Source organism: Metallococcus carri (assembly GCF_011440275.1).
GTDB classification, from domain to species: Bacteria; Actinomycetota; Actinomycetes; order Actinomycetales; family Dermatophilaceae; genus Metallococcus; species Metallococcus carri.
In genome coordinates this window covers 48,171-60,517 of the sequence record NZ_JAAOIV010000009.1, presented here as the reverse complement: position 1 = coordinate 60,517, position 12,347 = coordinate 48,171, and the positions used below count along the sequence as shown (strand labels likewise).

The 12,347-nt window shown below is 68.8% G+C and carries 12 protein-coding genes; 10 read left to right on the top strand and 2 right to left on the bottom strand.

Translation table 11 applies throughout. From position 1 onward, the window contains the following. Window positions 1-29: 29 nt before the first annotated feature. The 4 genes from G9U51_RS12355 (at window position 30) to G9U51_RS17110 (ending at window position 3,689) form a co-directional block, all read left to right on the top strand. Window positions 30-962, top strand: coding sequence for a glycosyltransferase (locus G9U51_RS12355; RefSeq protein WP_166197239.1), 933 nt, complete (start codon window positions 30-32; stop codon window positions 960-962). Further along, complete coding sequence (locus G9U51_RS12350) at window positions 959-1,975, top strand: prephenate dehydrogenase (protein ID WP_166197238.1); 1,017 nt, start codon at window positions 959-961, stop codon at window positions 1,973-1,975. Before G9U51_RS12355 ends, G9U51_RS12350 begins: the two co-directional genes overlap by 4 nt. Next, window positions 1,972-3,093 (top strand): glycosyltransferase, encoded by a 1,122-nt coding sequence (locus tag G9U51_RS12345; protein WP_166197237.1) that lies wholly within the window; start codon window positions 1,972-1,974, stop codon window positions 3,091-3,093. Before G9U51_RS12350 ends, G9U51_RS12345 begins: the two co-directional genes overlap by 4 nt. A gap of 158 nt (window positions 3,094-3,251) precedes the next feature. Beyond that, window positions 3,252-3,689: an NYN domain-containing protein gene (locus tag G9U51_RS17110; protein WP_207948277.1), complete on the top strand. Its 438-nt coding sequence runs from the start codon at window positions 3,252-3,254 to the stop codon at window positions 3,687-3,689. A 188-nt stretch (window positions 3,690-3,877) separates the two neighbouring features. Here the strand turns inward: G9U51_RS17110 and G9U51_RS17890 are convergent, their stop codons facing one another. Next, on the bottom strand, window positions 3,878-5,395 hold the full coding sequence (locus G9U51_RS17890; RefSeq protein ID WP_166197236.1) for a polysaccharide biosynthesis tyrosine autokinase: 1,518 nt from the start codon (window positions 5,393-5,395) through the stop codon (window positions 3,878-3,880). A 132-nt stretch (window positions 5,396-5,527) separates the two neighbouring features. Here G9U51_RS17890 and G9U51_RS12330 point away from each other — a divergent pair, with 132 nt between their 5' ends. Then, window positions 5,528-6,337 (top strand): HAD-IIA family hydrolase, encoded by an 810-nt coding sequence (locus G9U51_RS12330; RefSeq protein WP_166197235.1) that lies wholly within the window; start codon window positions 5,528-5,530, stop codon window positions 6,335-6,337. Here G9U51_RS12330 and G9U51_RS12325 read toward each other — a convergent pair. Continuing rightward, window positions 6,334-7,110 carry a DeoR/GlpR family DNA-binding transcription regulator gene (locus G9U51_RS12325; RefSeq protein ID WP_166197234.1) on the bottom strand — a complete coding sequence of 259 codons (777 nt, stop codon included), beginning with the start codon at window positions 7,108-7,110 and terminating at the stop codon, window positions 6,334-6,336. The genes G9U51_RS12330 and G9U51_RS12325 overlap by 4 nt on opposite strands. Window positions 7,111-7,213: 103 nt before the next feature. On the opposite strand from G9U51_RS12325, the gene G9U51_RS12320 reads away from it, so the two are divergent. Genes G9U51_RS12320 through G9U51_RS12300 form a run of 5 tightly spaced genes read left to right on the top strand, consistent with a single transcriptional unit; the run spans window position 7,214 to window position 12,345 of the window. Continuing rightward, the gene (locus G9U51_RS12320) at window positions 7,214-8,011 is read left to right on the top strand and encodes a hypothetical protein (protein ID WP_166197233.1); all 798 of its coding nucleotides are present in this window, start codon (window positions 7,214-7,216) and stop codon (window positions 8,009-8,011) included. Window positions 8,012-8,049: 38 nt separating this feature from the next. After that, the gene (gene trpS / locus G9U51_RS12315; protein ID WP_166197232.1) at window positions 8,050-9,063 is read left to right on the top strand and encodes a tryptophan--tRNA ligase; all 1,014 of its coding nucleotides are present in this window, start codon (window positions 8,050-8,052) and stop codon (window positions 9,061-9,063) included. Next, complete coding sequence (locus G9U51_RS12310) at window positions 9,063-9,587, top strand: 2'-5' RNA ligase family protein (protein ID WP_166197231.1); 525 nt, start codon at window positions 9,063-9,065, stop codon at window positions 9,585-9,587. Before trpS ends, G9U51_RS12310 begins: the two co-directional genes overlap by 1 nt. 58 nt (window positions 9,588-9,645) lie before the next feature. Beyond that, window positions 9,646-10,359: a succinate dehydrogenase cytochrome b subunit gene (locus G9U51_RS12305; RefSeq protein ID WP_166197230.1), complete on the top strand. Its 714-nt coding sequence runs from the start codon at window positions 9,646-9,648 to the stop codon at window positions 10,357-10,359. Window positions 10,360-10,371: 12 nt separating this feature from the next. Next, a complete protein-coding gene (locus G9U51_RS12300) occupies window positions 10,372-12,345 on the top strand; it encodes a fumarate reductase/succinate dehydrogenase flavoprotein subunit (RefSeq protein WP_166197229.1) in 1,974 nt (657 codons plus the stop codon). Window positions 12,346-12,347 lie beyond the last annotated feature (2 nt).

The window sequence follows — 12,347 nt, the reverse complement described above, 5'->3', positions numbered from 1 at the left end:
AGGGTGCCGGTGGCGGAGAAAGGACGAGGATGCACCAGGTGAGCGTGATCGTGCCCTGCCACGACGCGACCGCCACGCTGCCGCTGCAGCTCGAAGCGCTCGCTCGTCAGGAGGGTGCGCCGGACTTCGAGGTCGTGCTCGTCGACAACCGTTCGCGCGACGCGCTCACCGGCCTGGCCGCCCAGTGGCAGGCTAGGGTGCCGGGTTTGCAGGTGGTGGCAGCGACCGCGCGCGCCGGCGCCGGCTACGCCCGCAATGTCGGAGTAGCCAAGTCGTCGGGGGAGCGGCTGCTCTTCTGCGATGCCGACGACGTCGTTGCGCGGGACTGGGTCGCCGCCGGTGCGGCCGCGTTGGACGAGGTCGAGCTCGCCTGCGGGATGGACGTCACCCTCGCCGACCGTGAGTTCACCACCGTCGAGCAGGTATGGCGGACCCGCCTCGACTCCCTGCCGGGCGGGCGGTTGCAGCGCGCGGCGGGGCCAACGGCATACCCGATTGTGCTTGGGGGCAACCTGGCGATCCGACGCGAAACCTATTGTGCAATAGGCGGATTCGACGCCTCCCTCGTTCGGGGCAATGAGGACAACGACTTCGCCGTCCGCGCTCAGCAGCACGGCTTCCTCATCCACCGGGCACCGGCGATGCGGATCGCCATCCGGCAGCGTGCCGACCTGCGATCCAGCTTCCGGCGGGCGCGGCTGGCCGGCCGCGGGCATATCGAACTCTGCGACCGGCACGGCCTGCGCGACACCTCCCCGCACTTGCGCGGCCAGGCCTGGCGACTCGACCTGCCGCGCGCCGCAGCCGCCGGGGCGCTGATGTGGCGCCGCCCTGGGGCACAACGGGATTGGCACGCGGTGGCGGTCCGGCTCGGTGTCGGCCTCGGGCTCTGGGAGGGTGACATCCGGGCGTTGACTCGCCGGCGGTCCGAGCCGGCGATCGGGGAGGGGTTGCAGGAATGACCGGGGGATTGCGGTTCACCAGCGTGGAGGACTGGCAGCGCTGGACGGGCGGCCACCGGCGGGCCGAGCGTGCGCTGCGCGCCGCACGGGGCCGACTGAAGCCGCGAGTGCCGCAGGTGGCGAAACTGCTTCTGCCACAAGGTGATCCGACGATCCTCGTCGTCCTGGACAAGCTGACCTCCAGCCACCGGGCCGCGGTGCACGCCCCGCTCGCTCATCTCGACCTGGCCCGCACCGCGGTGCTGACAGTCGATGACCCGGAGCTCGACGGGGCTTGGACCGAGCAGACGTGGACCGGGCCGCAGCAGCTCCCGACGAGCATCCGCGGCGTGCTCTCGCTGGGCTCCTTCCTCGCACTCAGTGGATCGGTGAAGCCCTGGGCGACCGCGCGCGACATCCCCTTCGTGGTTGCGCAACACGGTCTGCTCACCCCGTGGTCGCCGCCCGCGGCCGATGGCGACCTCGTGCTCGCCTGGACCGAAGCCGACGCGGGCTACTGGACCGCCGGTCGTCCGTCCGTCACCGCCACGGTGGTCGGCTCTGAACTGCTGTGGCGGACAACGCAATTGCCACCGGCGACGGCGAAGGGGGATCGGTTGCTCATGCTCGGCCAACTGCACGGTGAAGAGCTGCCGCGATCGCAGACGCTGCGGACCTATTGGGAGTTCTGCCGCCGCGAAGACGCCGACTATCGACCCCATCCCAACGAGGCCGATGTCGTCTCCCGAGCGCTGCATCGCGCGATGCGGGCCGGCGGCATCACCTTCGAGCAGTCGGGACGCGACCTGGCCGAGCTCGGCCGCCCGGTCGTGTCGATCTTCTCGACCGGCACCGTCGAGGCTGCGCAGCGCGGCCTGCCCGCCTGGGTGACCCACCCCGATCCGCCGGGCTGGGTGCGCGACTTCTGGGACCGCTATGGCCTGTCCAGGTGGGGGAGCGACCCGACGCCGGCCTGGCCGATGCCCGAGCAGGCGCCGGCCGCGACCGTCGCCCGCATCCTGGAGACGGTATGACGGGGCCGCGGGTCGCGATCGCTCACGACTACCTCACCCAGCTCGGCGGTGCCGAACGCGTCGTGCTGTCGATGGCGCGGGCCTTCCCGGGAGCACCGATCTACACCACGCTCTACGAGCCGGAGCTGACCTTCCCCGAGTTTCGTGACCTGCCGGTGAAACCCAGCCCGCTCAACCGAATTCGCACCCTGCGGCAGCGGCATCGCTTCGCGTTGCCGCTGCTTCCGGCGGCTTCCTCGGCCGTCCACATCGACGCCGATGTCGTGCTCGCTTCGACCTCGGGCTGGGCGCACGGCTTCCGCACCAACGGCCGGCTGATCGCCTACTGCCACTCACCGGCCCGGTGGCTCTATCTGGCCGACCAATATCTCGGCGAACAACCCGGCTGGGTGCGCCCCGCGCTGCGCGCCATGCACCCCGCGCTGCTGCACTGGGACCAGCAAGCCGCGCGCCGGCCGGCCCGCTATCTCGCCAACTCGACGGTCGTGCGCGACCGGATCAAGACGGCATACGGTCGCGACGCCACGATCGTCCACCCGCCGCACAGCATCGACGCCAGCGCACCGCGCGCCCCGATCGCCGAACTCAACGGCTGGGGCGATCCCGGCATACGTCACCACCTGCTGGTCTCGCGGCTGCTGCCCTACAAGAACGTCCCCGAAGCGATCGCCGCCTTCCGCGATCTGCCCGGCCAGCGCTTGCTCGTGGTCGGGCGCGGCCCGCTCGAAGCGCGCCTGCGGGCGGACCTACCCGGCAATGTGCGCATCCTCAGTGGCATCAGTGACGCGCAACTGCGCTGGGCGTATGCCGAAGCCGCCGCCGTCATCGCGACATCGTTCGAGGATTTCGGGCTGACTCCGTTGGAGGGCAACGCTTTTGGCGTCCCGACCCTCGCGTTGCGCGCGGGCGGCTATCTCGACACGGTGGTCGACGGGGTCAACGGCAGCTTCTTCGAGCAGCCCAACGCCGAGGGCATCCGCGCCGCGGTCGTCACCAACCTGGAGCATCGCTGGGACCGGGACCGGGTGCGCCGGCATGCCGACCGGTTCAGCGAGGAGGCCTTCGCTGCCGCCCTGCGTGAGGAGGTCGAGCAGGTATGGCGAGCTAGCGGCGGCTGAGGCGCCGCCGGTGAGGCTCAAGATTTCGGCTGAGCCGGGGGCTTCGGGTTGCGTGTCTTTTACGCTGGGTCTTGCGCGATATCGCGCGGTCGCCTAAGGTTCAGTCATTCCGCCCCGCCTCCCTCATGGGAATGGCGGGGTTTTTTTGTCCTGGGGAGGTGGCGACGCTCGTGCCAGTGAATGGTCTGGACCGCGTGACGGTTCTCCTTGACTATGAGAACGTCCAGAGAACCGCGCAGCGGCGGTTCCTGAGCTACGGATCGGACCGCGGCGCAAGTGGGCACGTGTACCCGCGCCGGGTGGCCGACCTGATCGTGGGTCGTCGCCGACGGCCGAGCATGTTGCACGAAGTGCGCGTGTACCGCGGCCGCCCCAATCCTTGGAAGCAAGAGCTTTCGGCCGCAGCGAACGATAGGCAAGCTGCAGACTGGGCCGCCGAGGGCGTCACCGTGATTCGGCGAAATCTGTCCTACCCGGACGAGTGGCCGGCGATCCCGCCCGCGGAGAAGGGCATCGACGTAGCTCTCGCGGTGGACGCAGTGCGGCTCGCCGCCGTTCATCTTCTCCCACGACAAGGACCTGCTACCGGCGGTTGAAACGGTCTTCGACCTGCCTCAGTGTCACGTCGAAGTTGCAGCCTGGTCTGAATGCCATCGGCTGCGCTTCAGCGACACCCAGCGTCCGTGGTGCCATTACCTCAGCGAGGCCGACTTCGAATCCGTGCGCGACCACACCGACTATGCCCAAGGGTGACCAAGACGAGCCCGAGGGCAGGTATGGCGAGCTAGCGGCGGCTGAGGCGCCGCCGGTGAGCTCGTGACTTGGGCTCCTCAGCCGGCGTGGCCTCCGCCGCTGCGGCCGCCGGACGAGTGGCCGGGTCGGAGTCGGGCATCACCGCCGGAGCCTGCGGTGCCTTCTTGGACTTCGAGCCGTAGCCGTAGCCATAACCGCCATACGCCTTGCCGCCGTAGCCGTAACCGTAAATGACCGACCCGAGACCGCGACGCGGCGCCATATTGAGCACGACGCCGTAGAGGCGCGCCTTGACGTGGTCCATCATCTTGGCGCTCAGCTGCGCGTGCTCGACGCGCGATTTGCCGACCTGCAGCACGAGGATCGCGCCATCGCAGTGCGCGCTCAGCAACCCGGCATCGGTGACCGGCAGCAGGGGCGGGGCATCGAGCAGGACGAGATAGTCCTTGGCGAGATATTGCACGAGCTGGGCCATCCGCTGCGAGCCGAGCAGTTCGCTCGGGTTCGGCGGCACCCGGCCGGCGGGCAGGACGTGGAGATTCTCGTGCTCGCTCGCCACGATGACATCGGCCGGGGCGACGTCACCGGCCAGCACCTGGGTCAGCCCCACGCTCGCGTCGACATCGAAGATGGTGGCGGCCATCGGCTTGCGCAGGTCGGCGTCGACGAGCACGACCGGCTGCCCGGCCTCGGCCAGCACCCGGGCCAGGTTGGCCGACACCGTCGACTTGCCCTCGCCCGGGTTGGCGCTGGTGATGACGATGCTGCGCGGCGGGTTGTCGACGTCGACGAACCGCAGGTTGGTGCGCAACATGCGCATCGCCTCGGACGCCGGGCCGAGCCGGCCGAGACCACCACGGCGCTTGCCCGATAGTTCGTTCACCTTCGGGATCACGCCGAGCACGCTCGCGTGCACGATCTTCTCGATCTCGGCGACGTGGTTGACGCGGCGGTCCAGCTTGCGCCGCACCAGCACATAGGCGAAGGCTGCGAGCGCGCCGAGGATGCCGCCGAGCGTCAGATAGAGCGGGATATTCGGCGAGAACGGCTTGGACGGCTGCGTCGCGTTGTCGAACGGGAAGATCGACACCACGCTGTTGCCGGCATTCCCACCGGTCGCGGTGAGCGTGTCCATCTTGCGGCCCTCGTCACGGGTCGCGGTCACCGCCGCGTCCGCCAGCTTGCGGGCCACCTCCGGGTCGCGGGAGGTGACGGTGAAGTTGATGATCGTGCCCCCGGTGCCCGGCGCCGCCGAGATGCTGCCCGCCCCGACCGGCACGCCCGCTGTCTTGGCCGCCGCTTGCGCCACCGGGCCGCTGCTCGCCAGCGCGGCATACTGCTGGGCCTTGGAGGTGGCGAGCGACATGCTGGAGAACGCATCCCCGGTCGACGCGCTGCTGCCCGCGACCACCGCTCCCTGCGCGGTCGCCTGGTAGAGCTTGGGCTTGGTGAAGCTGTAGCCGAAGCCCAGCAGGACGCCGAGGAGCAGGCCGAGCAGCAGCACCCGCGCGCTGGCCCGGAGTACGCGGACGAAATCGATAATGGTCACTGCTGGCCGCTCTTCCCCCTCGGAACACCCTTTCGGGTCTGAGACGGGCTCATGATACGGCGACCCGGCCCGAGTGGGCCCCGCGCGCCCGGCATACTCGCGCGTCGAGCATCCGGCCGGAAGAATGCCGGTATGACGACCAACCGCCGCCCCGTGGACTGCTGGCTCACCGACATGGATGGTGTGCTCGTGCACGAGGAGCACGCCATTCCCGGCGCCAAGGAGTTCCTGGAGGTGTTGCAGCGGCTCGGTCTTCGCTTCCTCGTGCTCACCAACAACTCGATCTTCACCCCGCGCGATCTGCGCGCCCGGCTGCACGCCAGCGGCATCGACCTGCCGGAGGACGCGATCTGGACCTCCGCGCTGGCCACCGCGCAGTTCCTCGCCGACCAGCGCAGCGGCGGCAGCGCGTATGTCGTCGGCGAGGCCGGCCTCACGACCGCGATCCACGACGTGGGTTATGTGATGTCCTCGCGCGACCCCGATTATGTCGTGCTGGGGGAGACGCGCACCTACTCCTTCGAGGCGATCACCCGGGCAATCCGGTTGATCGACAACGGATCTCGCTTCATCGCGACCAACCCCGACCCGAGCGGTCCGTCGCCCGAGGGCAAGCTGCCCGCGACCGGATCGATCGCCGCGCTGATCACCAAGGCGACCGGCGTCGAGCCCTACTACGTCGGCAAGCCCAACCCGCTGATGATGCGCAGCGCGCTCAACAAGATCGAGGCGCACTCCGAGACCACGGTGATGATCGGCGACCGGATGGACACCGACATCGTCAGCGGGCTGGAGGCCGGGCTGCGGTCGATCCTGGTGCTGAGCGGGTCGACCCGCCGCGACCAGGTGGAGCGCTTCCCGTTCCTGCCGACCCGGGTGGTGGACTCGATCGCCGACGTTGTGCCGCTGGTCGAGGAGTTCAATCCCGGCCGGGCCGGTTAGTTCTCCTGGGCCACGATCAGCTGCACGCCGTGCTCGCTGATCTCCCGTCGTGCTTCCTCATCGAGGTTGGCGTCGGTGACCAGGATGTGGATGTCGTCGAGCGTGGCGATCGTCGACAGGCCGATGACGCCCCACTTGCTGTGGTCGGCCACCACGACGACGCGCTTGGCGGACTTGATCAGCGCCCGATTCGTCTGTGCCTCTTGCAGATTCGGCGTGGTGAGCCCGGCTTCCAGGTCGATGCCGTGCACGCCGAGGATGAGGGTGTCCACATGCGTGGTCGCCAGCATCGCATTGGCCACCGGGCCGGCCAGAGCGTCCGAGGGCGTCCGCACCCCGCCGGTCAACACCACCAACCGGTCGTCCCGCTCGGGGTCGTGCAGCACCTCCTCGACGCGCGGCGAATTGGTGACCACGGTGAGCCTTTTGAGGGGTTGCAGGGCGACGGCGACGGCATACGCCGTGGTGCCAGCAGAGACGGCGACCGAGGACCCGGGCTGGATCAAACTCGCTGCGGTGCGGGCGATTTCGGACTTCAGCAGGGTGTTCATCTCCGACTTCACCTGGAAGCCGGGCTCGTCCACGCTCCGCTCTGTGGCCCGGGTCGCGCCGCCGTGCACGCGGTCGACCAGACCCTTGGCGGCGAGGGCTTCGATATCGCGCCGGACGGTCATGTCGCTGACCCCGAACTGCGTCACGAGATCGGTGACGCGCACCCCACCGCTCTCCTGCACCTGCCGCAAGATCTGTTCCTGCCGTTGACGGGCGAGCATGGGGGCATCCTCGCATCCGCGGCGAATTCGCGCGCCGCGAGTGGGTGCACCATCGGCTCCGCCCGTCTACGGTGAGCGCTGGGGTTGGGAGAAGGGCACCGTTATGGGAGAACGATCTGCGCGACGCGAGCGTCGCGAACAAGCACTGGCCGCGCGCCGCAACCGCGCAGGTATGGCGATCGCCGCCGCCGTGGTCGTCGTCGGCGCGGGCGCTGGGGTCGCCTGGGCGACGATGCGAGATGGCGGTGGCACCGATGCCACCCGCACCACCGTGCAGGGCACGGCCGGCGACGGCGGTGGGGGAGCGGCCGGTGACTCGTCGTCGGCCGACGGCAACGCGAGCACCGACACAACCAGCAGCGGCACCGCCAGCAGTGACGGTGCCAGCAGCGACAGCGCCAACGCGACCACGGCAGCCACCGGCACCGCGGCCTGCGTCGCCCGGATCAAGGCCGGCGAGGCCGTGGCCGCCACGCTGGTGCCGATCACCACGCACTGGAACCAGCACACCTCGGCCCAGCGCGGCGTCAACGCCGGCACCATGCCGGTCGCCAAGGCCAAGGCGACCTGGGCCGCCAGCAAGAAGAACGGCGACCAGGAGGTCGCCGCCTACCGCACGGCGCAGACGGCATACGACAAGACACCGAACGGCTGCGCGTCCCAGGACATCCCGCAGGCCTGCCGCGACCGGGCGAGCAAGGTCGCCGGGGTGCTCACCGCGGGCCAGCCGATTGCCGCCGACTGGAGCAGCCACCTGGGTGCGATGAAGACCAAGGAGCATGCCGAGTTCGGCAGCTACCTGAAGTCCTGGATGTCGCTGGTCAACCGGGCGCCGGGCCGCCTGGCGTCCTACGACAAGGCCGCCGCCGCGCTGAAGTCGGCGCCCAGCTGCACGGCCTGACCCGAGGTGCCGTCGGCGCTTTGCAAGAATGACGGCTCATGACGTCCGCGCAGCCGCGCATCCTGTCCGGGATGCAGCCCACCCACGACTCGCTCCACCTCGGCAATTACCTTGGGGCGCAGGTGAATTGGGTGCGCATGCAGGCCGACTACGACGCATTCTTCTGTGTCGTGGACCAGCACGCGCTGACCGTCAATCCCGATCCTGCGGACCTGCGCCGGCGCACCCTCATCACCGCCGCCCAATACATTGCCGGCGGCATCGACCCCGAGCAGTCCACGCTCTTCGTGCAGTCGCAGGTGCCCGAGCACAGCCAGCTCGCCTGGATCCTCAACTGCATCACCGGGTATGGCGAGGCCGCCCGGATGACGCAGTTCAAGGACAAGGCCGGCAAGCGCGGCGCGGAGGGCACCACCGTCGGGCTGTTCACCTACCCGATGCTGATGGCCGCCGACATCCTGCTCTACGACACCGCCGCGGTGCCGGTCGGTGAGGACCAGCGCCAGCATCTGGAGCTCACCCGCGATCTGGCCCAGCGGTTCAACGCGCGCTACGGCGAGACCTTCGTGGTGCCCGAGCCGCACATCCCGGCCGAGACCGCCAAGATCATGTCGCTGGTCGAGCCGACCGCCAAGATGAGCAAATCGGCCGACAACCAGAACGGCAACCTGATGATGCTCGACGAGCCGAAGGTCAACGCCAAGAAGATCCGCTCGGCCGTCACCGATCTGGACAATGCCGTGCGCTACGACCCGGAGGCCAAGCCGGGGATCGCCAACCTGCTGCGCATCCACTCCGCGCTCTCCGGCGACCCGGTCGGCGTGCTCGTCGAGCGCTACGCGGGGGAGAACCAGTACGGCAGGCTGAAGAAGGATGTCGCCGAGCTCGTCGCCCAGGTGCAGGTGCCGTTCAAGGCGCGGGTGGAGGAGTTGCTCGCCGACCCGGCCGAGCTCGACGCCATCCTCGCCCGCGGCGCCGAGCGGGCCCGCGCGGTCTCCGCGGTCGTGCTGCGCCGGGCGTATGACGCCGTCGGCTTCGTGCCCAGCGCCTGATGCGCACCGTCGGGGTCTCGATCCCCATCCCGCCGCCGTATGGCGCCCGCCTCGCCGCGGCGCGTGAAGCGGCGGGAGATCCGCTCGCGCATGCGGTGCCGCCGCATGTGACGCTGCTGCCGCCGACCGAGGTGGCCAAGATCGGACTGGAGGACTTCGAGACCCACTTGCGCGAGGTGGCGGCCCGGCATACGGCATTCCGGATGACGCTGCGCGGGACGGGCAGCTTCCGGCCCATCTCGCCGGTGGTGTTCGTCGCGGTCGCCGAGGGCATCGGCCAGTGCGAACTGCTGCAGGCGCAGGTGCGCTCCGGGCCGGTCGACCGGGCGCTGGAGTTTCCCTATCACCCGCACGTGACGATCGCCCAGAATGTGCCGGAGGAGCGTTTGCAGGCGGCCTTCGATGAGCTGGCGACCTTCGACGCGAGCTTCGAGGTGGACGGCTTCGACCTCTATCACCAGCACGAGGACGGCGTCTGGCAGTCGGTGCGACGGTTCACCCTTGCGGCGGCGAATGTGAGCTAGCTAACTCAGGCGAGCCTCACCCCAACCCGTCTGGGAGCAGGGTCTAACCTGAGCTTTTGTGGCAACCCAAACCCTTCCCGCGACGCGGCGGACCGGCAAGGCAGGGAGCACGATCTTCCTGAAGACCCTGATGGCGGTCACCGGGATCATCTTCATCCTGTTCGTCCTCGCGCACATGTACGGCAACCTCAAGTTGTTCTCCGGCGAGCGGTCGTTCAACACCTACGCCGAGCACCTGCGGACCATCGGTGAGCCGATGCTCCCGCGGCGCGGTCTGCTGACGATCCTGGAGGTCGTGCTCGGGCTCAGCCTGATCCTGCATGTCTACAGCGCGGTGGCCCTCTGGCGGCGCGCCAACGAGGCGCGGCCGCAGAAGTACGCCGTGAAAAAGGCTGTCTCCCAGTCGCTTTCGAGCAAGACGATGCGCTGGGGCGGGCTCTTCCTGCTGCTGTTCGTGATCTGGCACCTGCTGCAGTTCACCATCGTGAAGTTCAACGTCGGCAGCGGCGGGGGAGCCTTCCAGCACAACCCCTTCCAGCTGACCGTGCACGCCTTCCAGGTGTGGTGGCTGACGCTGCTCTACATCCTCGCGATGATCGCGTTGGGCTTCCACCTGCACCACGGCGTGTGGAGCGCCGCGCAGACGCTGGGGTGGACCACCACTCCGCGGGCGCGCCGGATCGCTAAGACGGCGGGCCTGGTGATCGCGCTCGTCGTCGCGATCGGCTTCATCCTCCCGCCGCTGTTCATTCTGTTCGGCGTCATCAAGTAAGGGGCACACACCATGACGCAGGTCGACGACCTCTACACCGTCGGTGACCCCATCGCCGACACCAAGGCACCCAAGGATCTGCCGATCGAGCAGATCTGGACGCGCGCGAAGTTCACCAACAAGCTGGTCAACCCGGCCAACCGCCGCAAGCTGTCGGTGATCATCGTCGGGACCGGCCTGGCCGGAGCCTCGGCCGCCGCCACGCTGGGCGAGGCGGGCTATCACGTGAAGTCCTTCTGCTACCAGGACAGCCCGCGGCGCGCGCACTCGATCGCCGCGCAGGGTGGCATCAACGCCGCGAAGAACTACAACGACGACGGCGACTCCACCTACCGGTTGTTCTACGACACGGTCAAGGGTGGCGACTACCGCTCGCGCGAGACGAATGTCTACCGCCTGGCCGAGGTCAGCACCAACATCATCGACCAGTGCGTCGCCCAGGGCGTGCCCTTCGCGCGCGACTACGGCGGCCTGCTCGACAACCGCTCCTTCGGCGGCGTGCAGGTGGCCCGCACCTTCTACGCTCGCGGCCAGACCGGCCAGCAGCTGCTGATCGGCGCCTACCAGGCGATGGAGCGCCAGGTCACCGCCGGCACCGTCGAGCAGTTCACCCGGCACGAGATGCTCGAGCTGATCGTGGTCGACGGCCGCGCCCGCGGCATCGTCACCCGCGACATGGTCACCGGCAAGATCGAGTCGCATCTGGCCGACGCGGTCGTGCTCGCCTCCGGCGGCTACGGCAATGTGTTCTTCCTGTCGACCAACGCGATGGGCTGCAACACCACCGCCACCTGGCGCGCGCACCGCAAGGGCGCCTACTTCGGCAACCCCTGCTACACCCAGATCCACCCGACCTGCATCCCGGTCTCGGGTGACCACCAGAGCAAGCTGACGCTGATGTCGGAGTCGCTGCGCAATGACGGGCGCATCTGGGTGCCCAAGCGCAAGGAGGACGCCGACAAGGACCCGCGCGATATCCCCGAGGAGGACCGCGACTACTACCTGGAGCGGATCTATCCCTCCTTCGGCAACCTCGTGCCGCGCGATATCGCCTCCCGTCAGGCGAAGTACATGTGCGACGAGGGCCGCGGGGTCGGACCGCTGGTCGGCGACTTCCGCCGCGGCGTCTACCTCGACTTCTCCGACGCGCTCTCGCGGATGAGCCGGGCGGCGATCGACGCCAAATACGGCAACCTGTTCGACATGTACCAGCGGATCACCGGTGAGGATCCGCGCGAGGTGCCGATGCGCATCTACCCGGCCGTGCACTACACGATGGGCGGGCTGTGGGTCGACTACGACCTGGAGACCACCATCACCGGCCTGTATGCCGTCGGTGAGGCCAACTTCTCCGACCACGGCGCCAACCGGCTGGGTGCCTCCTCGCTGATGCAGTGCCTCGGTGACGGCTACTTCGTGCTGCCCAACACCATCCGCAACTACCTCGCCGACGGCCCGTTCGAGCCGGTCGCGCAGGACGCGCCCGAGGTGATCGAGGCGGTGGAGTCGGTGCGTGGCCGCATCGAGAAGCTGCTGTCGATCAACGGCGAGCGCACCGTCGACTCCTTCCACAAGGAACTCGGCCACATCATGTGGGAGTACTGCGGCATGGAGCGCACCGAGGAGGGTCTGCGCAAGGCGATCGACCTGATCCGCTCACTGCGCGCGGAGTTCTGGCGCAATGTGCGGGTGCTCGGCACTGCCGACTCGCTCAACCAGTCGCTGGAGAAGGCCGGCCGGGTGGCCGACTTCCTCGAGCTCGGCGAGCTCATGTGCATCGACGCGCTGCACCGCCGGGAGTCCTGCGGCGGTCACTTCCGCGCCGAGTCCCAGACCGAGGACGGCGAGGCGCTGCGCGACGACGAGCACTTCGCGTATGTCGCTGCCTGGCAGTTCGGGGAGGGCGCGGACCGCCTGAACCCGGTGCTGCACAAGGAAGACCTCGTCTACAAGTTCATCGAACTCAAGCAGCGCAGCTACAAGTGACG

Coding starts and splice junctions, on each gene's coding strand:
- G9U51_RS12355 (WP_166197239.1), top strand. CDS start 30: ATGCACCAGGTGAGCGTGATCGTGCCCTGCCACGACGCGACCGCCACG.
- G9U51_RS12350 (WP_166197238.1), top strand. CDS start 959: ATGACCGGGGGATTGCGGTTCACCAGCGTGGAGGACTGGCAGCGCTGG.
- G9U51_RS12345 (WP_166197237.1), top strand. CDS start 1,972: ATGACGGGGCCGCGGGTCGCGATCGCTCACGACTACCTCACCCAGCTC.
- G9U51_RS12330 (WP_166197235.1), top strand. CDS start 5,528: ATGACGACCAACCGCCGCCCCGTGGACTGCTGGCTCACCGACATGGAT.
- G9U51_RS12325 (WP_166197234.1), bottom strand. CDS start 7,110: ATGCTCGCCCGTCAACGGCAGGAACAGATCTTGCGGCAGGTGCAGGAG.
- G9U51_RS12320 (WP_166197233.1), top strand. CDS start 7,214: ATGGGAGAACGATCTGCGCGACGCGAGCGTCGCGAACAAGCACTGGCC.
- trpS (WP_166197232.1), top strand. CDS start 8,050: ATGACGTCCGCGCAGCCGCGCATCCTGTCCGGGATGCAGCCCACCCAC.
- G9U51_RS12310 (WP_166197231.1), top strand. CDS start 9,063: ATGCGCACCGTCGGGGTCTCGATCCCCATCCCGCCGCCGTATGGCGCC.
- G9U51_RS12300 (WP_166197229.1), top strand. CDS start 10,372: ATGACGCAGGTCGACGACCTCTACACCGTCGGTGACCCCATCGCCGAC.